Raw genomic sequence first — 23745 nt, forward strand, 5'->3', positions numbered from 1 at the left:
GCTTGATCGCGCGTCGCACGGGTTCCGCGCCGAGCAGGGGCGCAGCCCTGCGCGAATGCTGCCCACGCGCCTACGCAAGATCAGCGACGCGGACCTTGATCTCACGTCGCTGGACGCACAGGGCTGGCGGCCAGACTTAAGCAGAGCTTCCCTAGTGTCCTGAGTTAGAAGTTCGTTGATGAATTCGCGGCACCTCTTCGCCCCTGAACACGTTGCTCCTCCTCCCGTGGAACCTGCCACGCTCGTCCTCGCGCCGCGCTCAGGCACAAAAACTCGCCTGCGAATTCATCAACGAACTTCCAACTCAGGACACTAGTTGGCGGCACCTAGAAACCGAGATGCACGCTCCCTCAACTGATCCGGCACCCTGACCGCTCTGCGCGCCTTGAGATCGAAGTAGACCGAGGTGCTCTCCAACGTGGCGGCCAGGCTCTTTCGACTCAGGTTGTGCATCGTATAGGACACGGTGATCGACTTGCCGCCAATCCTCTCGAGCCGACCGCGAACCTCGAGTAGATCGCCGCTTCCCACTTCGTCCTGGTACTCGATGATGTGTTTAACGTCTGCCCAGCCCAGCTGCTCATCGCCCGCAGTCCAGCCAAACACCTCGTGCAGCAAGTGGTAGGAGGCGTCATCGAACATCGCCACGTAGTAGCGTGTCGTCATGTGGCCCATGACATCGCATTGCCATGGATGCGCGACGCCTTTGTGCGCGATGATCACCCTGGTCGCCTCATCGATGCGGGCACCTCCTGCTTTTGCACTTGCAGGGTTTCGCGCGCTTCGGCAGGCGTCTGCAACACGGCCCCCATGCTCTCCAGTATCGTCCTGGCTCGTTCAACCAGTTGCGCGTTGGAGGCTAGTTTGCCGCGTTCCAGATAGAGATTGTCCTCGAGCCCCACGCGCACATGACCGCCGAGTAAAGCCGCTTGGGCCACCATCGGCATCTCCAACGCCCCCAGCGCAAACCCCGCCCAATTCGCCTCTTCCGGCAAGTTGTCTACCATGGTCATGAAGTTTCGCGGCGTCGCCTGCGCAGCCCAGCGCACGCCCATGCACACTTGGAACAGCGGTGGGTCATCCAGCAATCCCTCGCGCATCATCTGTGTGGCGAAAGAGATGTGCCCTAGATCGAAAACTTCAAGCTCAGGCTTCACACCGATCGCCTGCAGGCGCCTGGCGCCGAGCCGCAGCATGTCGGGTGATGAGATGTACACGTAGTTGCCGCCTGGATAGTTGAACGATCCACAGTCCAAGGAACAGATCTCTGGTAAGAGCGCCTCCACATGCTCCATCCGCTCGATCTGACCGACCATATCGGTCTGCTCGGCGAGCGCAAGCGGATCCTCATCCGGCCCTAGATACAGATCGCCCCCCATCCCGGTGGTCAGGTTGATCACGACATCCTGGCTCGAGTCTCTGATGCGCTCAACGACTTCACGATAAAGCGCGGGATCTCGGCTCGGCGCCCCCGTCTGTGGATCACGTACATGGATGTGGACGACCGCGGCGCCGGCTCGCGCGGCCTCGATCGAAGCGTCGGCAATTTGCTGCGGAGTAATGGGGACCAGGTGCGACTTATCTGCAGTATCGCCGGACCCGGTCACGGCGCACGTAATGATGATGCTTCGGTTCATAGGCTACGTCTTTCAGGTCTCGGAGACTCCTCTTCGCGTTACTCATTCGGCTGCCGCTACCCATCCCGATCAGCGATCAGCTGTTGGCGGGCGTGCCAGCCAGGGCTTCCAACGGCTCTAAGACGTAAGCATACGCGTCGCAGGGGCACTCTCGAGGCTCATTTAGCTGCGGCCGATAACATGATGGCGTGCGGAGGGTGGCTCAAGGGGCAGATTCGGTCGACGTCCTCACGAATGTCGTCGCTCGGAGCTCACACGTGGGGGAGTCAGCCGGCGGCTAGATGAGCAGATCGAGCACGTCGAACCGATGAGCTCGACCCCAGGTGCGACGCACAGTTGTGGCTCAGGCCGTATCCACGGGGCGTATTCGATCGCCGCAAGTCGTCTCGAGGATAAATACGCGCTGGGGATCTTCCGCGGACCACTGGCGAAGGGCCGCTCGAGTCTCTTGACCAATGACCGCGACCGCCAGCGGGGTTAGGTCCAGAAATTGCGCCGCCATCGATGCGGCGACCGGCACGGGGTCTGGTTCCGACAGCAGTACCGCCGCGGGCGCACAGCCCCTGGCGATGAGTTCGAGCAGCGCACCCGGCCCCGCCGTACTGCCCTTGGTTCTCCCGGTGACCAGCAAAACGCCGGCCAGGCAACACCCCTTTTGCGGGTGGGTAACGTCCGTCACCACGCCAGTCGCCGGATCGACACCACCCCACCAGCTGACGGGCGCATCGAGCACCAGCACGGGGCCCTCGGCGACACCTCCTAGCAGAAGTTCAATGCCGTGAGAAAGTGGCATTCCAGTAGGCTCTATCCACCGTGTAGCTGGCACGCAGCGCGGCATCCACACACTCCCCCAGGGTCGCAATGACTGGGGTGCAACGCATTCCCGCTGCGGCGTAGGCGGCCCACTTCACCGAGTTGGTGAGCACATGCCCCGTGGTACCGCCGAAAAGCGGTCCGTAGTACGTGCACGTGTCTCTGACCAATGTGACACCGCCGGACCTGAGCCGCTCGAAGACGGCGTGCAAACGGGCGTCCGCGTACAGACCGCGCCCCACGGACACGACAAACGGGAGCCGAACGGAATCCGCGTGCCGCTCGAGCGTCGACGCAATCTCGGTTAACTCCTCAATGCCTGCGTGCGGCGCACCTACACACACTGCCACTGGGCGAATGTCTTGCGACGGGCGCCACTGCTTGGCGATGGTCACCAGGTCCTGGTCATCGAGGCGCACGATGTCGCAACGATCTAAGGTCGCCTCCGGAACGCCGGCCTCGGGCGTGCTGCCCTCTACATGCAGCATGGCCATGGAGCCCGACACACCCGCGGCCGCGCACAGCGCTTGCAGGGCAGTCCAATCGAGACCCCGAGGTAATCCCCTCAGGAAGCTGATACGCGTGTCCGCTGCCGCTCCCGTGGCAAAGCCCACGAACTGGAAGCCGACTCTGTCATCGAACCAACGCGCAGACAGGTGCTCAACGTCGACGATAAGCGCGGGCTGTCGACCCTTGTCCATCATGACCTCGGCGTAGGGTGTTCGACCGCTCAACGCGCAGGCAAGGTCCAAGTACTGCGAGCACTTCAGGCTACGTGCTCCGATGACGGAGTTGGCAAACAACACGGCGTTCGACTCCGCCCAGGCGATGTTCTCGCCGAACCTCGGCGCACCGCTCAACAAATACGGAGCACAGGTCAGCGTTGCCCGACAGCCCATCTTCGACAGCGAATCGACGACCGCTCGGGCCTGATCGCGATCCCTGCCGGCATAGCAGGGCAAGGCGCCGCTTGTCAGGTCCGCCGAGCTTGAGTTGAGAGTGGTGGGCACGCGCACCCGCGCACCCTGTGACACGAGCTTGCACAGGAACGCTAGATTCGCTGGCCCCGAGTGATAGGCACCGACCAAGTGGGCCTGGCCGATCGAAACTAACCGCGGTGCACCAAGCGATTGGGCAACCTTGAGGACCAGCTTCATCGCCCATTGCGCTGCTGCTCCCCGCGATCCATCGAGGTCTGCCCGATCGTCATCCGAGAGGATAACGCTAGGGTGCGTGGCGGGTGGGCGTGTCATCGGCCCCGAGTGATCTGGCAAGGTTCACACACATCAGCACCGCCACGACGAGCAGTGGCAACGAGGCGACCAGTACCGCCGACATCACCACCCGCACGCCCCCCTCGACGGCCATCAGCGCAACGGGCAGCAAGCCGAGTACGAGCGCCCAAAACAAGCGATGCCAGCGCGCTGGGTCCTCCCCAACCTCGAGCTGCTGCGACGCGGCGGAGGCGAGTGCGTAGGCCGCTGAGTTGTAGGTGGTGGCAATGAAGATGATGCTGATCACGGCAAACACGGTCTGCGCCAGTGCACCAAAGGGGAGCGCACCGATAACGCTGGCAATCGCCTGCGCGGGATCCACGGCCGCCATGATGTCGCGCACCGCGACGATACCCTCCAAGTCGAGATACAGCGCGTAGTTCCCGGCGACGATGTAAAACACCCAAGCGCCTAGGCTCCCGAACACAGCCATCGAGAGTATTAGCTGCTTCAAGGTGCGACCGCGGGAGATTCTCGTCACGAATATGCCGACGAAGGGACCAAACGCTATCCACCAGGCCCAGTAGAAAATGGTCCAATCCTCGACGAACCCCGTGCGCGCCACCGGGTCAGTCCAGGTCAGCATGCTGATCATGTGCTGGAGCATGAACCCGATACTCTGCGTGCCCATCCTGAGGATGAACAGGGTGGGGCCGACCAGCAGAATAAACGCGAGGAACAACAGCGCCGCGATCACGTTGAGGTCAGCCAGGCGCTGAATCCCCCTCTCCAAGCCGACGTATACGGTGAACGCGAACAGGGCGACACAGACGGCGACAACGGCGACGTCCAGTGCAAACGAGCGCTCGAGCTGGAACGCCTCCGCCAGACTCGCCGAGATCATCGGCACCGCAAGCCCCATCGACGTGCCCGCGCCCGCGATCAGCGCCAGCATGAAGATGCCGTCGAGCAGCCGCGCGAGGAGGGAGGACTCCCCTGCCTCGCCCAGAAAGCAATGGCAACTCGTGCTCAGGCGCAGGTACGGCACCTTCTTGACGTAGTACGCATGGGAGATCGCCACGGTGGGCAAGGCGTAGATCGTCCACGCGATCAGCCCCCAATGGAACAAGCCGTAGGACGTTGCCCAGTTCCTGGCATCACTGCTGCCGGGTTGCGCACCGAAGGGCGGATTGTCCAGGTAGAAGGCCCACTCGATGGTTGCCCAGTAGACGAGGCCAGCACCGACGCCGGCGCAGAACAGCATGGACACCCACCCGAAGGTGGAGAACTGCGGTCGCTCACCGGGATCGCCCAAGCGGATCTCTCCGTGACGACCGAAGGCAACCCACGCCAGAAAGCCGACGATGCCGATCACCACCCACTGGTACACCAAACCGAACTGCTCGGCGATCCAGTCGTACAAGCCGCTGATGCGAACGCCCGCGGCTTCGGGCCAGATCAGGATCGGCACACACACGAACATGACGACCAGAAACGCGGTCAGGAAGATAATCGGATCGATTTTCGCTGTCTTCATAGGCGCCCTCTACTGAGAACCCTCGATGAGATCACACAGTTCCGTCCACTCCCCGCTCGCCAGGCCGATGTTATCTCCTAGCTCGAGAATGCGGCGGGTGTCGTGCTCGTAGGGTAGCCACGTTGGCAGCGATGCCGAATTCGGATCACCGCGCATCGCGAAGTTGACCCAATACGTCTGCATGGCGGCGGTCAGCTCGTCGTCAATGGGGGTAGCGGGCAACCAGGCGTCGGCCGTATCGAACACGTAGGGGATCTCGGCACCGTGGTAGGCGAGCAAGGCATCGGCGCCTGGCCTCACGCGGGTGAAGAGATAGACGTAGGCCGCTTGCTCGAGGGACTCGACACGATTGGCGAGCGCGAGCGCCGGGCACCAGAATTCGGCCGCGCTGATCAACCGGTTCGCGCGCATTTCCACGCTCTCGTACCGGTGTACAAAGGCCTGGGCGACGGTGTCTCGGCTCCGTGCCACGTACTGATCGAGGGCGTCATCGAACGATGACTGCACATCGTCGTCGGGCAGGTACATCAACCATTCGTCGTGATTCGCACCGATCATCAAGGGCATCGGAGTGATCTCGGCGCCGGGGGGCAAGTAGAACCCATCCGCAATCGGCCCGAAGTAGTAGTGCTCCAATGCTGATGGGCGCTCGTCGACGAGCGTTTGCCAATCGAGGGCGCGCATCTCCTCCACCGTCGTCGCACCAAGGCTGGCGAGCAATCGCTCACCCGCTTGCTCAGCCGCCTCGTAATCGATGCTGTCGTAAGGTGCTAGGGCGCCGCTCTGAATGACAGCCCGGTGGAATAGGCCCCGTGCCGAGGGCATACGCATCAAGGCGGAGATGTTGCCGCCACCCGCTGACTCGCCGAAGACGGTGACGTTCTGAGGGTCGCCTCCAAATGACGCGATGTGATCCCGCACCCAGCGAAGTGCTGCGACCTGATCGGCGAGTCCGTAGTAGCCAGAGACGTCCTGAGGGTCTTCCGCCGCCAGGGCTGGGTGTGCAAGGAACCCGAAGGGGCCTAGTCGATAGTTGAGGCTGACTACGACGATGCCGTGGGCGGCAACGAGCGCACCGCCGCGGTAGTTCGGCTCGTGTGCGAAACCGTTGACGTTGGAACCACCGTGTATCCACACCATCACGGGTCGCGGTGTGTCGACGGGTTCGTCCAGTGCCCAGACATTGAGGTAGAGGCAGTCTTCGGAGATCTCCCTCAGCGCGGGAATGATGCCGCCGTCCGCGCCAACGCTCGCTGCCACATCCCGATACCAGTCCGGATTTCCCTGGTCCTGCGGACACGCGGGGCCGAAGCTTGTGCTGTCCTGAACCCCTTTGCGCGCGACGTGCGGCTGCGGTGGCTTCCAGCGTAGGGGCCCGAGGGGAGGTGCTGCGTAGGGCACACCCCGGAAAGCACGTACGCCCGACGGCAGGCGGGCGCCAAGAAGTCGCTCACTGCCCGCCAGCACGCGCAGGCCTTCTGCTGCAGGCGACAGCGCAAGGTCTTGCGTGCAAGCAGTGCCGAGACTCAGCGCCGCGACCATCAGCGCAAGGAGAGGGTTGGCTATCCGCATCCCCCAGCGCACACCGCAACTAGTCCAGGGAGACGACAACGCAACCTCGAAAGCCGCCATCCTCGATCAAGCGGTGGCTTCTCGCGATGGCATCGAGCGGCAGTTCGTGGGCGACTCTGTGCACGAGCTGGCCCTCCTCGAGCGCCGCCGTGATGTCGGTGATCGCATGCCGCTTAGCGGCCTCCGGCATCGCGTAGACAATCACGATCTGGATATCCAAATCCATGTAGAGCATGCGAAAGAAGGGCAGCTTGGGCTCGGCGACCTGCATGGAGGAGTAGGTCGCGATGACGCCGCTGGTGCGTATGCAGTTCAATACCTGCTCGAGGTTGGCGCCGAACTCGACGTCGACGACGCGATCGACCGGTATGCCGTCGTTGGCGGCCAGCACGGCGTTTGCCCAATCCGCCTCTCGATGGTTGACCACCGCATCGGCACCTACTTCTCGGCAACTTGCCTCGTCTCGCGCCGCGCTGGCGGTGGCAATGACTCGCGCGCCGCCGAGCTTGGCCCACTGGATAGCGTAGTGGCCGACGCGTCCGGCACCACCGGTCACGAGGATCGTGGACCCGTCGACGTCTCCATCGGCGTACACGCAGCGATGCGCGGTCATGCAGGGAATCCCCATGCAGGCCCCCACCGCAAAGGAGGCCGTGTCCGGCAGCGTGACGGCGCGCGATTGATCCAGCGCCACATACTCCGCGGCGGTGCCGAAGCGGCGAGCGAACTGGGCCTGATACACCCACACCCGCTCGCCGACTCGCGCCTCGGAGACGTCCTCGCCAACGGCTTCGATGATGCCCGCGCCGTCGCTGTGGGGAATCACCAGCCCACCGTCGAGCAGGTTCGCAAAGGACCCTGCCCGCTTTTTCACGTCGGACGGGTTGACGCCGCTGGCGCTCAACCTCACCAACACTTCGCCGGTGCCCGCGACGGGGACCGGCTGCTCGCCCACCACAAGCGCGTCTTCCGCGGCCCCGAAGCGTTCGAACCATGCCGCTCTCATCGCCTGCCTCCGATCATGTCTCACGTTACTCCAACCCGTTGGAAAGCGATTCGGTATGCCCGTCGACGCCAATCGCCTGGCCGGAGATCTTCGCCCCGAGGGGCGAGGTCAGAAAGTACACCATCTCCGCCACGTCCTTGGCCTCGACGAAGCAGCGCAGCGACGACTGACGCTCATAGGCTTTTCGAATAGCCTCAGGGGCCACCCCTCGGGCGCCCGCATCGCGCTCGATCACGCCATCGATGCGAGGGCCAGCAACACTCCCTGGGCAGATGGCATTGACGCGAATCCCCTCGGGGCCAAGCTCCATCGCCAGTGTCTTGGTCATCCCGATCAATGCCCATTTCGATGCGGCGTAGGGCAGACGTAAGGGAAAGCCGAACAGCCCTGCGTTCGACGAGATGTTCACGATCGACCCGTATTCGCTTGCGCGCAGCATGGGAATCGCCCGGCGCAGGCAATAGAACTGGCCGCTCAAGCTCACCGAAATCGCCCGATCCCAGTCCTCCGTACCAATCGCTTCCGCCGGCGCCGTAGGGCCCGCGATACCTGCGTTGTTCACCAGCACGTCCAGGCCGCCGTACGTCTGCTCGAGCTCCGCGAACACGCGCTCCACGTCTGCCACCGACGACACGTCCCCCACGGACCCCGTGATGCCACTGCCATCGTTCGAAAGCTGTGCCACCGCCTCCTGGTTAACATCGCACACATGCACGCGGTGCCCACTGTCGATGAATCGCTGAGCGGTGACCCGACCAATGCCGTCGGCGCCGCCGGTGATCAAGACTGTGAGTGCGTTAGTCATCGAAACTATTGCTTACTCGAACCGCATACTGAACCTCATGCCCACCGACAAGGGGCGATTGGCGACCACCCGATCATCCCCGCCCCTTGAAAATAGCGTTAGCTGGGCATTCTCGTCCGTCACATTGTTGACGTAGACATCGAGATTAGTATTGCCGAACCTGACCCCACCCGAGAGATTTAGCAGCCCGTAGCTGTCCTGCTCCAAACGGCCATCGACGAACAGATCATTTTGCGAACTGTCCGTCCAGTTCCACGCCGCCTGGAAATAGGCGTCGCGACCGGCGACGTTAAAGGTGTGTCGTGAGATCAGCGTGTACTTCAGGTCTGGCGTAAATGGAAGATCGGTGCCCTCCGGCGCCGCCGGCGTCGTGTCCGTCGTACCGACAAAGAAATCCTCAGAGAGCTCCGCATCGTTGTAGGAGAACCCACCGGAGAGGGTCCATCCCTCGGTGACCAGCACTTCGAAATCGCCCTCGATACCGATGATATCGGCTCCCCCCGTATTCGCTGTGAGGCCGAGGAACGACCCGAAGCTCTCTACGTCAAACCGGGTGAGCTGCAGGTCCTCCCAGTCCATGACGTACGCAGCCCCGTTGAACCGTGCTCTACCGTTTGCAAAGGTGGTCTTCCAGCCCACCTCATAGTTCTTGAGGAAATCGGGCTGGTAGATCTGCGGTATCACGGGACTCGGCTCGCGGTTGACGCCACCCGGTCTAAAGCCCTCCGAGTAGGTGGCGTAGACCAGCACATCGTCACTGAACTGGTAACTCGCATTGACCTTGGTGGTGAAGTCATCGATCTTGGCCCCTAGCCCCCCGCCACAGTCGGCACTGGTTGAGGTGCCATTGCCGATCCGGTTCCCGTCCGCGGGATCGAAGCAGCTGAAGCGCGAGCCGACGAAACCCGTCAGGTCATCGTCGGTTTCGAACCAGCGCAAGCCCACAGTAGCCGATAGCTTCTCCGTCAGATCGAGCGTCACCTCACCAAACACAGCGATTTCGGAGAAGTCGCGCTGCTGATTAGTCGCAAAGTAGAGATCCTCGCGGCCGTTGATGTTGCGATTCAGGGGAATATCGTTGCCGTCTGGGATGGTCGGAATGACCCACTGATTGAAGTAGTCGTGCTCATCGTTGTTGTAGAACAGCCCTGCCACCCAGCGCAGCCTGCGATCCGCCTTCGACTGCAGGCGAACCTCGATGGACGAGCGCTTGAACGCGCTGTCGTTCTCGTACTGGATGCGGGGGTCGGTGCAGTTATTGAAGTCGTAATTCACGCAGGTGTAGTAGTACTCGATGTACGCCGAGTACTCTGAATACTGGGAGTAGTCGATGTCGTACTCGACTTCACGATCCAGGTAGGAACCGGCAAAGGTGATGTCGGCAAAGCCTAGGTCACCGGTGAGCGTCAGCCCCAGCTGCGTCCAAGTGTCCTCGTAGTTGTCCTGAAAGAAGCGCTCTACCCTGCCCTGTCCGGGCCCATTCAGGCCCGGCTGATCCGCAAAGACGCCGTCGGACTGCTGCATCTGCGCAATAACGCTGGCCGTGGCGGTCCAGCTGTCGTTCAGGTCGATGCCCAAGGCCGCTCGCGCACCGGTGTTGGTCAGGGTGTTGTAGTCCTCCTCGACCGTGTTCTGATCCGGATTGGCGTTACCGCTGTTGGACACGGTGATGCCGCTGCGCGATAAGGTCAGCGACGCGGGCACCACATCGATCCAACCACCGTCCTCCACCCGCCAGCCGACCAGGCGAATCGCGGCATTGTCCGAGAGGGGCACGTTAGCGAAGCCTTCGACGGAGTACCCAGCGTCACCGCCCTTTACCGTGTTGCCGCCAACGTCGACGCCAGCGGCAAAGGCGGAAGGATCGGGCTTGTTGGTGATGATACGCAGTGCGCCCGCTTGAGAGTTGGCCCCGTACAAGGTGCCTTGCGGTCCGGCGAGCGTTTCGATACGCGAGATGTCGTAAACGTGAACGTCGAGGTTCCGACCGATCGCGGTGACCGGCTGGTCATCCAGGTACAGCGCCACACTCGGAGTGGTGCCGGAGAAGTTTCCATCGCCTCCATCCGATACGCCGCGCATGTAGATCTGCGCCTGACCGGGCCCGAACTGCTGGGCAGAAACGGTGGGCAAAAACTGGAAGTAGTCGGCGAACCCGGTGATGTTCAGCTCGTCGAGCTTCTGCTCGCCGAGCACGTTCACGCTGACCGGAACGTCCTGAAGGTTCTGGGTGCGCTTCTGCGCCGTGACGACCACCTCCTCCAGCGTCAGTTCCTGCGCCAACGCCGCCCCAGTGCTGGCGAAGAGCACCCCTGTCGCCACCCCCGCCGGGATAGCCCGCCGTCGTAACGCCCGTCGAACGTCCGCAGCCAACATGGCGTGCCGCGTGCAGCGGCCTGATCCGCTGTTGAACCTCTTCATGACTGCCCCCCCGGACCGCAAGAAGTGTCGACGCCGACCGCGCCGATCAACCCGACGACGCTATCTCACCATCGATCTCTCAAGCAAAGGAGATTAACTCACACGCTGTTGAGAAAAACTCACCTCACCAGCGAGCCAAGCTGGTCTCTCAGGGGGGAGAGGAATCCTTCGTAGTGTCGCCATTGCTCGAGGGCACCCGAGTAGATGGGCTGGCGTACCTGTTCCGAACTCGCGGTACGAACCGCCCGCTCGTTGCGGTAGAACTCGACGCAAGAAGGCTCGAATGGGAGGTCACAGTAGTCGAGCATGCGTCTCACTTCGGCTTCCGTGTCCGTGACCATCTGCTCGTAGTTGACGCGGAGCACACGTCCCGGAAGCACCTGATCCCAGTGATCCATCAACCCCACATAGTCGCGGTAGTAGCGACCGATCTCCTCCAGGCTATAGCTGAAATTCTGGCCGCTGGCGAAGAGCTGCTTATAACCACTGAAGCAGCAGGCCATCGCATAGCGCCGCGCATCGATGATCCGAGCGTTGGGTAGGATCAAGTGGATTAGGCCAATGTGCGCGAAGTTATTTGGCATCTTGTCGATGAAACGGGGCGCTGCGCAGCGGTGAATTTGCGTCCGCTGAAGATACTCAGCACCCAGTGCCCCCAACTCATCGGCACTCAATCGCCCGAGCACCGCCGGATACTGCGATTCATCCGAACGCTTCTTCTTTCGGCTTAGGCGACGCGCGATCGAGATGATGTCAGGCAACTCCATCGTTCCCTCGACCCTGCTGTGGCTGGCGAGGATCTGCTCCAGCAGCGTCGACCCCGCACGAGGAAGCCCAACGATGAAGATGGGCGCTTCGGACGGATTCCCGCACGGCTGCTCGCGAGCGAGGAACTCCCGAGTGAAGAAAGCCTTGTGCTGATCGAGGTTGCGGGCGTGCTCGTCTGCATCCCAGCGAACGGTCTTGCGTCGCGCTGCGTTGCCCTGCGCGTAGTAGTGAAAGGACTCCTCGTACTCGCCACGGTCCTCGAGCGCCTTTCCCAACGCGAAAGAGAGATGGTAGCTATCGTCGATCGACGCCGTGCTGTTGGCGATCTCCCGACGCATCCTCACGATCTGTGCATCATCGAATTCGAAGGTCTTTAGATTCGCTAGGCTCCAGTACGCCTCGCCGAGGCCTGGCGCGAGATGCACAGCGCGCCGATAAGCCTCAATCGCTTCCGCCTGGCGACCAACTGTCTTGAGCGCATGCCCCATGCTCATGCGCGTACGCGGCTGATCGGGATAGCGCTCTAGCACTTGCTCGTAGATCGTGATTGCCGACTCGGCTTCCCCGATCCGGGCCAGAATCGAGGCCTTGAGCAGCAGATGCGAGGGCCTGTTGGGCTCGGCGGCAATGACCCTATCGATCTCGACGAGCGCCTCACGGTAGCGAAACATCTTGAATAACAGGTGCGCAAAGTTACTCCGTGCGAAGTGAAAATCAGGCGCCAGCTCCAGGCACCGGTGGAGTAGCTTCGCTGCATCGTCGTGGCGCCCTATCCTGATCGCCACGTCCGCCAGCATTCGAATCGCCGACACGTTGGTCGGGTCCTGCTTCAAGGATTCCCGGCAAAGCCCCTCCGCAAGGCCGAGCTGGCCGGAGAATAGGGCGTTGCCCGCCTTCGCCAACAAGGGGTCTCGCACCGAGCATCGGACATGCTGTTGGTAGGCCTCGTCGCTGCCCGCGTCATCCCCACGCTCGGCGAGCAAGTCGCCCAAGGCCTTCCATGCGCTCGCCAGATCCGGCTGCAAGGACACGGCCGTACGTAGCGCAGCTTCCGCCTCAGGCCAACGGGCCGCTGAGATCAACGCTAGACCGAGTTCTGCCTGGGCGGGGGCAAACGCTGGATGCTCAGTGGCGATTGAAGACAGGGCGTCGATTGCCGCCTCGATCCGCCCCGCGTGGCGATCGGACATGGCGAGCAGCAAGCGCGCGCGCTTCTCCCCTGGTACGACCTTGAGAATCTCGCGAGCCTGCGCGTGCGCGGCTTCGGGATTCTCCTGCAGCAGGGCAAAGGCGTGGCGTAGCGCGGTGGAGACGTCGCCCATCGGGGCGTCCGGCACAGAGGGGGCGTTACTCATGACCGGCGCTAGTTTGACACGGGCAAATTCTGAACCGCAATCTATGGCGGCTTGAAGGAATTGAATTATTCTCACCGCCCATGCGCTCCAGAGTCCCCTCCCTGAACGCTCTTCGCACCTTCGAGGCGGCCGCCCGGAATGGCAGCTTTAAGGCCGCCGCAGGCGAACTGTGCGTTTCACACTCCGCAGTGAGTCACCAAATCAAGCTGCTGGAGCGGGATCTGGGTGTCGAACTCTTCCTACGCAAATCCGGGTCCGTAGAACTCACTCGCCTGGGGCGCACGTACTACCCGATCCTGCGCGACGCTTTCGATCGGATTGCCGACGGTACGGATCTCGTCGTGAACTCCAAGGTCCGTTCGACGCTGACGCTACAGGTCTACTCGACCTTTGCGATTCGCTGGTTGATACCGCGGATTTCGGATCTGAACGCGAAACATCCCGAACTCAAGCTGCGCTTACACACCTCACAATCGGACGTTGACTTCGAACACGAGGATGTCGACCTCTGTGTCATGATAGGCCGCCGTTCGCGGCCCTACCTGCACTACGATTACCTCTTCTCGTCCTGCATCTTCCCGGTATGCAGCGAGGCCATGCTCGAGTCGTTCGCACTCGCCGACGATCCACGCAAGCTGGCGAAAGCCCCGTTGCTGCAAGTCTATCCCTCTAGACGAGACTGGTGGATTTGGCTCGAGGAAAACGGCATCGACGGTGTCGATCCGGACGCGGGCCAGCAGTTCGACAGCTACGATCTGGCCATGAATGCGGCCATGCAAGGCATAGGCGTGGCCTTAGGCATGGAGCCGTTCGTCAATCGAGACCTCAAAGCGAATCTGCTGCGCGAACCCTACCCAGCCATGCGCGTGTACACGCCGAATGACTGGTACCTCGTTTGCCGCGACGAGAAATCCGATCACCCTGACGTGGTGCTCTTTCGCCGCTGGCTCGTCGACCAGGTCGCCCGCGACGACTCGATTCACATCAGGCAACACGGGCGGGCAGAGCCCCAGGGCTGACCAGTTGGTCAAAGGAAGCGACAGGAGGCTCCGCAGCGCTACACGCAGCGCACGGATCACTTATTCGATCGACTGCTGATCGAAGAAGTCCATGACCAATGGCCACGTTTGGTTGAGCCTGTACGTGTGCCCCATACCCAAGCGGCAGTCGAGCACCCGGGGCCAAGCAGCATCCTCCGTGCAGTAGGTACGGCAGTCTGTCTGGGGGCGCCCGTCATCGAACGGCATCGCGTCCGCCGTCACGCTGCAGCCGTGGGCCTGGGCCCAGACCCGAGTGATAGCCGTGGCGCTGGCGTAATAGAAGACGTCACCGTCGGAGGTGATCGTGTAGTAAGGGTTGCGCCAACGACCCGGCGGCACGGTGGTGTCCGCTCTTCCGGTGATGAGGAGCACGGGCAGGTCGCCCGGCTTCCCCGGCCCATCCAGGTAGGCTCTGTGCGGCAGCCCGATGATCGGCGCGATGGCCCGAAAGGTGAGCGCGCTGGCGGGATCCTGACCGAGGGACCACGTAAACATGCCCCCGTTCGAGCCTCCTGCAGCAAACACGTTATCCACATCAATACACAGCTGCTCGCCGATGTGCGCAACCAGTGCCACGGCGAAGGCGATGTCGTCGCTCTGGCAGTGGGTCCAAGCACACGTGGTCATGGCGGTGTCGGAACACGACGGGTAGTTGTAGTCGGGTGTCGCCAAGGGGTTGCAGATAGCAGCGTTGTCGCCCGGCACGTCCCGGTTGCGTCCGTCGCCATCGAGGCCGGTGGTGGAGCCTGGGAATGACCAGGAGTTGAGGCTGCGATCCGGTTCCCCAGACCCGATGCCGCGCGGCGCCACGAGAATGTACCCCCGCGAGTCCGCTTCGGAAATCACGTTGGCGTTGCCGAGGAACTCATTCTCGTTGCCGCCCCAGCCGTGGAAGATGGTGATGAGCTTCGTTGGCTGGTTGGCGTCATAACCCACGGGCACATGGATTCGGATAGTGCGCGTGAGCCCGTCGTGATCAAGGGTGAAGGTCCCACTTGAGAGCCCTTCGGCTCCACAGCCGGCGCTCGGCGTCATGGCGGTGGCGGGGAGAGATGCGAGGCTTAGGAGCGGTGTAAGGAGCACAGCCCGAAGTGCCGAGTGTTTCATGTTGTTCTGGCCAGGCGAAAAAGCGGTGGCCTTAGAGTGTATCGTCGGGCACTCCTGGCGTTCAAACCGTGTTCGGTGACGTGCTCCCATGTGTCTGGAGCAGTAGCACCCGATGTCATAAGCATCGTTGAGGTTGCGGTTACCTGCTGCAGATCGAGTCCAGGAACGCGGGTCTTTCATCACCCGGATCGCGCATTCGCGGCCCGTGCATCTGCCAGCCGAACGACGAGCTAGCCACGACAGTCAACCGAGACACCCGGTTTGCCGCGGTGGTTCGGGCGGGCTACGCTGCGGGACTGAATGCCGTTTACACGGGTGGCGCAGCTTCACGTTTCGCCGCATCAACACAACCAGAACGTCACTCCTCTACGACCCGGAGGTTACTCGTGCGCGTATCGCATCTGCCGGGAGGTCGCGTAGCGGCCGGGCTCGTCCGTTGCCGAGACGTTGGCGCTGTCATCGCCTCGCTCACCCTCGCAGCCACCACGCTAGGCACGTGGCTGTCCCCTGCGTTGGCCTCCTCGCCCCCGGAGATCATGCTGAGCGACCTCCTCCCCGGTAACGGCGGTGACGGCAGCGCCGGCTTCGTCATCCGCGGCCTCTTCGAGGAACAGATCGTGGGCGCATCGGTGGCCTCCGCTGGGGATGTAAACGGCGACGGCATCGACGACATCCTCATCGGCGCACCGGAGACCTTCGTCTTCAACGGCAGCAAGGGCAAGTCGTTCGTCGTCTTCGGACGTCGTGACGGCGTGCCGGCGTTGTTCGATCTCACCCGCCTGCTCCCCGGACAGGGCGACGGCAGCGAGGGGTTCGTGCTGCTCGGGCCCTTCGAGTGGGCCGAATCAGGCATCGACGTAGCCCCCGCCGGCGATGTCAACGGCGACGGGATCGACGACCTGCTGATTGGCACCCTGCACAACGATGTGCTCAGCCCCTACGGTGGCGAGGCCATCGTGGTCTTCGGCCGCACCACAGGGTTTCCTCCCGCCTTCCCCCTCTCTCAGCTGTTCGACGGTCAGGGCGGGGACGGCAGCGAGGGCTTTGTGATCCGCGGCAAGGTGGACGCCGGTGACGATTTCGGGCTGGCGGTGGCGGGCGCCTGCGATGTCAATGCCGATGGCCTAACGGACTTGCTCGTCACGGCCCCTGGCGCGGAGCGAGTGAACCGCGATCGGGTCAGGCCGGGGTTGCTCTTCGTCCTGTTCGGTCGCGCGCAGCCCTTCCCTGCCGAAGTGTGGGCCGAGCGCCTGTTTCCCTATCGAGGTGGTGATGGCAGCGAGGGCTTCGTGCTCGTCGGGCCTTCCGACTTCGATCTGCTCGGCGACGACGCCGCGTGCGCTGGCGACGTCAACGGCGATGGCATCGACGACATCGCGGTGGCCGCCGCGAACTCGAATGTCGACCTGCCGGGCCGGGAAGGTGAAGGCAAGGGATTCGTCGTCTTCGGTCGCGACGAGGGCTTTCCCGCGGTGATCGACGCATTGGATCTGTTCGGCTTTAGAGGCGGTGACGGCTCCGCCGGATTCGTCTTCCACGGTCGCACCAGCGACGGCGAGGCCATCCGGCGCGTGGCACCGGCCGGTGACGCGAACGGGGATGGCGTGGTCGACCTGCTCTTCAGCTCATCCAAAGTGGATTTCGACCTCGGTGAAGCGTACCTGGTGTTCGGCAGCGCCGATGGGCTGCCTGCAGATATCTTTGCTGACCGCCTGCGTCCCGGGGTGGGCGACGGCAGCGTGGGCGTGATCCTCCGGCGAAGAACGGGCGGCCGCGGCGAAGCGCTGCCGCCGTTCCTAGGCTCGGGGATTGCCAGTGGCGACGTTAACGGCGATGGGATCAGCGACGTCATCATCGGCGCGTCGGGCGAGGATCATGGTTCCCTGCGCGACGCTGGGATCACCTTCGTCGCCTACGGCCGCGAGGACTGGCCGGCGCTTGCGCCGTTGGAGGATCTGTTCGAAGCAGAAGGCGGTGACGGCACTGAGGGGTTTGTTCTCCTCGGCAACGACCCTCAGGATTTCAGCGGCACGAGCGTGGGGTTCGGGGACTTCAACGGGGATGGTGCGGGCGATCTGTTGATCGGCGCGCGCGGTGCGCGCCGCGGCGCCGAGGACGCGGCCGGCGAGGTGTACGTCTGGTTCGGCGAGGAAGGCGTAGCCGGGACCGCACCGCGCCCATGAGGACGCCTGATATGTGCGCCGTGATGCGTCAGCAGGAGGAACGCGTGCAATGACGACTCTATTCGTCGACCTGTGCCGGAAGACTCCGCCGCACGACCGTAGGCAATGAGGATCAAGACCATCGCAGACGCGCGCGACTTCGTTCGGGCCACCAAGATCTGCACGATCTTCCCGTCGGACAAGACCGATCTGACTTCGCTGTACGAGCACGTGGACCTGCCGGAGAAACAACCTGGCGAAACCGGTTGGGGACAGCGCATGGAAGCGGTGTGGGCCTGGAAGAACCGCCTACCATCGGATTGCCCGGACGAAGTCTACTACGGCAAGATCAAGGGCGGCTTCGCGGTGCTCATGGATCTGAGTTACCTCTCGGAGAAGCACTTTCCGGCGGCTCATCGCCCCGTCGAATCACTGAGTGCACTGGCGCAACAGGTATTCGAACGCGTCCGCGTCGAGCCATGGAGCACGACCGATCTTCGCAAGGACATCATCGACGAGACGGGGTGTTCGAAGAGCCGCTTCGACACCGCGCTGAAGAGCCTGCAGATCTCACTCAACGTGGTGCGAGAGCCCAACGCCACGCAGGACACCTGGCTAGCCTTCCGAGAGGTCTATCCAGCGATTTGGAGCCGACACGTCAGGGACGAAGAGCTCTAGCCGCGGTGAGCAAGGCGCTACGACTCGACGCCCCAAGCGTTGAGGCTAAGTTGGCGATGGCGCGGCACACGCACGGTGCAGAAGAGGTTCGGGGAAGACATGGTCGGGCCAGCGAGATTCGAACACACGACCCCTTGCACCCCATGTAGGGACAAATCCACGCCGTAACTCATGCATTTAGGAAGACTTTCCTCCAGGCGGGCAGAAGGTCTCGGTTGCTCGCCGCGACCAAGAACCAACTACCTGCACCCTGGTTGAAGCGACTACGCCAACCGTGAGGCCGTCAGTTCGGCAACTCAGCGATCGAACTACGCAACATCGCAGCAATCGTCGCCAGTGGCATTGACCTTGACGAGCACCCGGTTGCGGGATCGCCCACAAAGCAGCGCTTTGTCGGGCCTCGCTCCCATGCGGCCGGAGTTGTAGACGCAGTTCCCACGACAGAGCAGACACGGATTGTCATCAGCTCTGTGAGCCAGCGTTGTTCTCCAGGCTTGAGCACCTGGTCTCACCATGACACTGATCGGCTCTTCAAAAAGTCCCTGACCAGCTACTTCCACGACCGGGCCCAAGGCAGAACAATATATCTATTAGGTTCATCATGGATGCACACTCACATCGAGCCAGAACACGGGCGCGCTTCGCCTAAATCGTTTGGGACATAGATGACTCCGGTGGAAGCAAGCGACAGGTTGCCCCGTTGCTTCGCATTCTAGGTACTCTCGAGCGTCGCTCGCTCGCTGCGATCAATGCCCTGCTTGCAACGTATAGCTGCGAACTCGTCGGATAGTCCTCCGCGTACAAAAGCCGCGCGCGGTAGACCGAAGGGCGACCGCTAGGCTTGCTCCACAAGTTCGCAGGCCGACATGTAGGTTGCGGACCAGCGCGACGCCACTTCCTTCGAGCGCCCCACGGCCAACCCGCCGCTATCGAAGTCCACCACCGCACACCAGTCCGCCCCCGCCGGCGAGGCCGGCAGGACCGCAAAGCGCCCGTCGGTGAGCAGCCAGCATGCGATCCGTGCCGTCGGTGATTGTCGGCGCAGTCGATGCAAGGTCTTCTCGGTAGCTGACAGCGCCGCAACGATGGGTGTGCCGCCGCCACCCTCAATCGTGCGGATCCAGGTAGCGCCAACCGGCGCGGTGCCAGGTGCCTTAAGCAGCTGTGCGCCGCTACCCCCAAAGCCGATCACTACGATCGCCTCGCGCGTGCCGTACAACGCTTCACACCACACGTGCAACATCGCCTTCGCCAGCGCCAACCTGCCACTGCACATCATGGAAGCGGAGCAATCGAGCAAGAAACAGTGCACCGTACCGCCGCTCGGGATCCGCTCGCGATAAAGAAGGTGCCCTGCGCGCAACCGAACAGCACCCTTGGCTGCCAGCGTGCGGGGCCAGTCGAGCGCGGCGCCCGTCGCATCCGTGTCGTTGCGGGGCCCGCGGGCGCCGCGATCGCTCGGCCGTGAGCGCATCCTGACAGCGGGCACTCGGCGTTCGCCTTGCTGCCAGGTTAGGCTTTTTTTCGGGGTACAGGTAGGGGGCGAACGCCCTTCACCGCTGCCGGCGGGGGCGCCCGGGTCGCGCTCAGCGCGCCCCACTCGGAGCTGTCTGAGTCGGACATCCTGCCTGATGCCTTCGATCGGTTCGGTGAAGATAGCTCTGGCCCGCGGATCGGGTCCCCACCTTCAGACGGTCGCGGCGCTTCCGCCTCGCCACTGGCGCGTGGCTCGGCTCCCGATCGCACGCCGCCCTGATGGCCTGTCTTGTCATCGGGAGCGCTCGCGGGAGTCGTTGCGCCACGAGCCTCAGCGCGATCGCCGTCGTGCCTGCCCTCGGACTCGCCACTCGCAATGCCGTCCGGCGTCGACGGCAAGGACCAGCCACCGCCGTCCCGCGCACCAGGAGGCGATGGCCCCGCCGCCTGCAGGCGATTCCCGTCGCCCCGGCGATGGGCAAGCACCCAAGGTGCCACCGTGTTCACGTCCCGCTCAACCATCCGCGAGTTCCCTTCCAGCGCCGCATTTGCGCGCGCCGCGCGTAGCAGCGTGAGGTCGGCGCGTACGCCCTCGACCTGGGCCTCACGGCACAAGTCAGCCACTCGAGCGATATCGCCATCGGTGTAGTCGATCTGGTTCAGCCGCGCTTTCGCCGCCGCGAGTCGCGTGCGTAGAGCCGCCTCGGCTTCCCGATGGCGATCGATGAACGCCATTGGATCCGCATCGAAGGCCAGCCTGGAGCGCACGATGCGCTGGCGTGTCGCACTATCGCTGGGATCAGACAGCTGTACGTAGAGGCCGAAGCGATCCAGTAGCTGTGGACGTAGCGCGCCCTCCTCCGGATTCATGGTGCCGATCAGGACTAGCCGTGCTGCGTGCGAGTGCGATACGCCGTCCCGTTCGACAATGTTCACGCCACTCGCGCTCACGTCAAGGAGCACGTCCACCAGGTGATCGGCTAGCAGGTTCACCTCGTCCACGTACAGCACCCCGCCGTGCGCCCGGGCGAGCAGCCCCGGACGCCATTGCACACCCTGGCCTTTGAGCGCAGCGTCGATGTCGAGCGTGCCCACGACTTGCTCCTCCGTCGCCGCCAGCGGCAGATTGACGAACCTCGCCCCATCGGGAAGCAGCGTAGCGAGGGCTCGGGCGCTAGTGGACTTGGCTGTTCCTCGTGGTCCCTCAATCAGCAGACCGCCGATCATCGGATCCACAGCGCACAGTTGTAGCGCGCGCTGCAGCCCCGGCTGACCTTCCAGCGCCGAGAAGGGGAAGTGAGGGCGCACGATGGACGCGGCGCCCGCGGAACTGTTCATCGCTATCTCCTAGTGGGCGCGCCGACCGAACAAGGCCGATCATGCCGATTGCCTAGTGGGCCGCTTGGTAAATAAGGTAACGCTCAGTTTGCGTAGGGGCAGCGTCAGCAAGGTGCGTCGCGTAGCCAATAGCATCGCTATTGGCAAGCGACGCAACGCCGCGGACGCTGCCCCTGGGCAGACCCGAAGGGCGAGTAGCACTGGCGCCAGGGCAAGCCGGAACACAGAGATCCTCTCCGTGCCCGGCAAACCGGTACGGGCTCGGCTTGTCATAGAGCTTACCCACTTTCGCCAACGCGCCGCGAATTCCCCCGCCCGAGCGACACCGCTCCTCGCCGCCCTTCGCAACCACTCGAGGCGTCCTGGCGCTGAGTGTTCGCCGAGCTGAACGAATACATCAGCGGCCTCCGAGCGCTCGCAAGCGCAAGCCCCGCAGCCCTTTCTTCCAGCTCAGCCGCGTGGCCGGGAGCCCGCTAGCTCGGACCGATCCGCTTCACCCGCGGGGACATGGAATCGTCGATTGACACCCGCCAACCCATGCACCATATTGCGCACAGATGGTGTTCTGAGAAGAACTTGATAGGGAACCCGGTGGGAATCCGGGACTGTGCCCGCAACTGTAAGCGGAGAGCCGGCAGCAACGTGCCACTGGCCCACCGGATCCCCTCCGGCGCTGGGAAGGCTGCTGCCATTAGGCGACGACCCGTGAGTCAGTAGACCTGCCATCGCGTCGCTCGTCCGGGGCCGGGTCCAGCCCTTCAGGACAGGAATAGATCATTCCCACGCAGCGACTTGTGCGCCCCGTTGCCACGCCGGTACGTCCGGCGGCGGGGTCGTTTCGTTGTCGATGTTGATGCGGCGGCAACCGCGCCATCAGGGAAGATCATCATGCCCATCTGTTCAAGTGATCCTTACCGGGTCACTACGACTTGCTTCCTCGCGGTCGCCGCGATGGGGGCGAGTGTCAACGTGCTAGCGCAGTCGCCTGATGACACTGCGCCGGCCGTCATCGGTGCACAGCCGATCGAGAATCTAATCGTGGTGGGCACGCGCTTGCCCACCCCCGCCACGGATGTGTCGTCGAGCGTTACCGTGATCACGGCCGAGGACATCGAGCGCCGCGGTTACGACTTCGCCATCGATGCCATCGCCGCCGTGCCCGGCGTCACCGTCAATCAAAACGGTGCCTTCGGCGGGCTCGCGTCGGTCCGAATCCGTGGTGCCTCGAGCGAGCAAACGCTGGTATTGATCGACGGGGTGCCGGTGACCGATCCGTCGTCGCCAGGGGGTGGATTCAACTTCGCGTCCTTGGACACCGCTGACATCGCCAGGATAGAGGTGCTGCGCGGCCCCCAGTCCGTGCTGTGGGGCTCCGATGCGATCGGTGGTGTCGTGAACATCATCACCCATCGCGGTGCGCTCGCGCCGCCGCTTTCTGGCTTTCTCGAGGGCGGATCCTTCGGCACGCTCCGCAGTGGGGTCGCGGGGGCCGGCAGCTTCGATCGCGGTGAGTTCCGGGTGGCGGTGAGCGGGATCCGCACGGACGGCATCTCCAAGGCTGATGAAGCCGATGGCAACGAGGAGAGCGACGGCTTCGAGTCACTTACCGTGAACGCGACGGGCGCGATCGAATTGCCCGCGAACGGACGCCTTGAGGCGACGATCCGCTACGTCACCGCAGAGAATGATTTCGACAGCTTCGGCTCCCAGACCGGCGTCGTCGACGGCGATGAGGTGGGCGACAGCCGCCAGCTCTCCGCCACGCTCACAGCACGCTTCGAGGGGTTATGGAACGATCACTTGGACCTGATGGGGATGTTCGGTTACGCGGATATCGAGCGTGAGAACTTCACCGACGGCATCTCTAGCTTCACCGCCGATGGTCAGCGCACGGTGTTTCGCGGCCAGGCCACGCTCCGCCCGGCGCAAGCGCACCGCATCGCCCTGGGTGCTGAGCACGAGGGCACCGAGACCGACGAGGACACCTCCATCGCCAGCGTGTTCGCGTTGTGGGAGTACTCGCCCATCGACGCCGTGGCGGTGTCCGCCGGCATACGCCGCGACGATCACGAGCGTTTCGGCGCGGAAACTACAGGGCGCGCGTCGCTGGCGGTGACGCCCCTTGACGGGCTGACCCTACGTTCGGCATGGGGGCAAGGCTTCAAAGCGCCTACGCTCTTCCAAACCACGTTCTTCTGCTGCGGCGCCAGCGAACCCAACTCGGATCTACAGCCGGAGTCGAGCAACTCGTGGGAAGTCGGGTTCGACTGGCGCGTGAACTCTCGGGCGAGCCTGAGCGCGACGTGGTTCGAGCAGGACTTCGAGAATCTGATCGTCTTCGACTTCGGTATCGGAGGCTATGACAACGTTCCGGGTGCCACCAATCGCGGCCTCGAGGTCGCGGGGGCCATACAGCTCACGCCAATTCTGGGGCTGGGACTCACGTATGCCTACATCGAGGCTCGTGACAACACCGGTGCTCGCCTTGTCCGCGTGCCGCAGAACTCGGGTGATGTCGAGCTTTCGCTCACGCCACGCGGACCCTTCTCCGCGTCCCTCGTCGCCCGTTACAACGGGGAAGAGGCCGATAGCCGCGGTGCCGTCGAGCGTTGGTTGCGCCTCGACGTGAGCGCGAGCTACGCAATCGGGGAACGCTATGAGCTATTCGCGCGGCTCGAGAACGCAGCCGACGCGCAGTACCAGCAGATCTTCGGCTACGGCACGCCGGGGATATCCGGCACGATCGGGTTCCGCGGGCACCTGTGATCTCGAAGCGTCAGCCGCTCAGGCCTGGAGCAGTCGCTTTCGCGCTGTCC

General features: G+C 63.3%; 17 protein-coding genes and 1 riboswitch. Of the genes, 4 read left to right on the forward strand and 13 right to left on the reverse strand.

Annotation, left to right across the window (positions count from 1 at the left end):
- Positions 1 to 312 precede the first annotated feature (312 nt).
- From AAGA68_08165 to AAGA68_08210, 10 genes are all read right to left on the reverse strand, one after another.
- Positions 313 to 723, reverse strand: a complete 411-nt coding sequence (locus AAGA68_08165) for a thioesterase family protein (protein ID MEM9385024.1) — start codon at positions 721 to 723, stop codon at positions 313 to 315.
- On the reverse strand, positions 720 to 1637 hold the full coding sequence (locus tag AAGA68_08170) for a 3-keto-5-aminohexanoate cleavage protein (GenBank protein ID MEM9385025.1): 918 nt from the start codon (positions 1635 to 1637) through the stop codon (positions 720 to 722). The genes AAGA68_08165 and AAGA68_08170 overlap by 4 nt, the downstream gene beginning before the upstream one ends.
- Before the next feature lie 343 nt (positions 1638 to 1980).
- Positions 1981 to 2430: a DUF126 domain-containing protein gene (locus AAGA68_08175; GenBank protein MEM9385026.1), complete on the reverse strand. Its 450-nt coding sequence runs from the start codon at positions 2428 to 2430 to the stop codon at positions 1981 to 1983.
- Complete coding sequence (locus AAGA68_08180) at positions 2408 to 3703, reverse strand: aconitase X (GenBank protein MEM9385027.1); 1296 nt, start codon at positions 3701 to 3703, stop codon at positions 2408 to 2410. Before AAGA68_08180 ends, AAGA68_08175 begins: the two co-directional genes overlap by 23 nt.
- Entirely contained in the window at positions 3675 to 5201 is a 1527-nt protein-coding gene (locus AAGA68_08185; GenBank protein ID MEM9385028.1) for a BCCT family transporter, read from the reverse strand. Before AAGA68_08185 ends, AAGA68_08180 begins: the two co-directional genes overlap by 29 nt.
- Positions 5202 to 5210: 9 nt before the next feature.
- Positions 5211 to 6773, reverse strand: a complete 1563-nt coding sequence (locus tag AAGA68_08190) for a carboxylesterase family protein (protein ID MEM9385029.1) — start codon at positions 6771 to 6773, stop codon at positions 5211 to 5213.
- 19 nt (positions 6774 to 6792) lie between these two features.
- A complete protein-coding gene (locus AAGA68_08195) occupies positions 6793 to 7779 on the reverse strand; it encodes an NADPH:quinone reductase (GenBank protein MEM9385030.1) in 987 nt (328 codons plus the stop codon).
- Between the two features lie 25 nt (positions 7780 to 7804).
- The gene (locus AAGA68_08200) at positions 7805 to 8584 is read right to left on the reverse strand and encodes an SDR family oxidoreductase (GenBank protein ID MEM9385031.1); all 780 of its coding nucleotides are present in this window, start codon (positions 8582 to 8584) and stop codon (positions 7805 to 7807) included.
- A gap of 12 nt (positions 8585 to 8596) precedes the next feature.
- A complete protein-coding gene (locus tag AAGA68_08205) occupies positions 8597 to 11005 on the reverse strand; it encodes a TonB-dependent receptor (GenBank protein ID MEM9385032.1) in 2409 nt (802 codons plus the stop codon).
- A 119-nt stretch (positions 11006 to 11124) separates the two neighbouring features.
- Positions 11125 to 13128, reverse strand: coding sequence for a sulfotransferase (locus AAGA68_08210; GenBank protein ID MEM9385033.1), 2004 nt, complete (start codon positions 13126 to 13128; stop codon positions 11125 to 11127).
- 80 nt (positions 13129 to 13208) lie between these two features.
- Between AAGA68_08210 and AAGA68_08215 the strand changes: the two genes are divergently transcribed.
- A complete protein-coding gene (locus tag AAGA68_08215) occupies positions 13209 to 14147 on the forward strand; it encodes a LysR substrate-binding domain-containing protein (GenBank protein MEM9385034.1) in 939 nt (312 codons plus the stop codon).
- A 60-nt stretch (positions 14148 to 14207) separates the two neighbouring features.
- Here AAGA68_08215 and AAGA68_08220 read toward each other — a convergent pair whose 3' ends face one another.
- Positions 14208 to 15275 carry a hypothetical protein gene (locus AAGA68_08220; GenBank protein MEM9385035.1) on the reverse strand — a complete coding sequence of 356 codons (1068 nt, stop codon included), beginning with the start codon at positions 15273 to 15275 and terminating at the stop codon, positions 14208 to 14210.
- Between the two features lie 386 nt (positions 15276 to 15661).
- Here AAGA68_08220 and AAGA68_08225 point away from each other — a divergent pair, with 386 nt between their 5' ends.
- Together AAGA68_08225 and AAGA68_08230 are read left to right on the forward strand one after the other, a co-directional pair.
- Positions 15662 to 17458: a hypothetical protein gene (locus AAGA68_08225; protein MEM9385036.1), complete on the forward strand. Its 1797-nt coding sequence runs from the start codon at positions 15662 to 15664 to the stop codon at positions 17456 to 17458.
- 105 nt (positions 17459 to 17563) lie between these two features.
- Positions 17564 to 18115, forward strand: coding sequence for a hypothetical protein (locus tag AAGA68_08230; protein MEM9385037.1), 552 nt, complete (start codon positions 17564 to 17566; stop codon positions 18113 to 18115).
- 835 nt (positions 18116 to 18950) lie between these two features.
- Here AAGA68_08230 and AAGA68_08235 read toward each other — a convergent pair.
- A complete protein-coding gene (locus AAGA68_08235; GenBank protein MEM9385038.1) occupies positions 18951 to 19604 on the reverse strand; it encodes a magnesium chelatase in 654 nt (217 codons plus the stop codon).
- A 23-nt stretch (positions 19605 to 19627) separates the two neighbouring features.
- Positions 19628 to 20929, reverse strand: coding sequence for an AAA family ATPase (locus AAGA68_08240; protein ID MEM9385039.1), 1302 nt, complete (start codon positions 20927 to 20929; stop codon positions 19628 to 19630).
- Between the two features lie 541 nt (positions 20930 to 21470).
- A riboswitch (cobalamin riboswitch) is annotated at positions 21471 to 21671 on the forward strand.
- Between the two features lie 146 nt (positions 21672 to 21817).
- Between AAGA68_08240 and AAGA68_08245 the strand changes: the two genes are divergently transcribed.
- Positions 21818 to 23695, forward strand: a complete 1878-nt coding sequence (locus AAGA68_08245; protein MEM9385040.1) for a TonB-dependent receptor — start codon at positions 21818 to 21820, stop codon at positions 23693 to 23695.
- The last annotated feature ends 50 nt before the right edge of the window (positions 23696 to 23745 follow it).

This window comes from Pseudomonadota bacterium (genome assembly GCA_039193195.1).
Classification (GTDB): Bacteria; Pseudomonadota; Gammaproteobacteria; order Steroidobacterales; family JBCBZW01; genus JBCBZW01.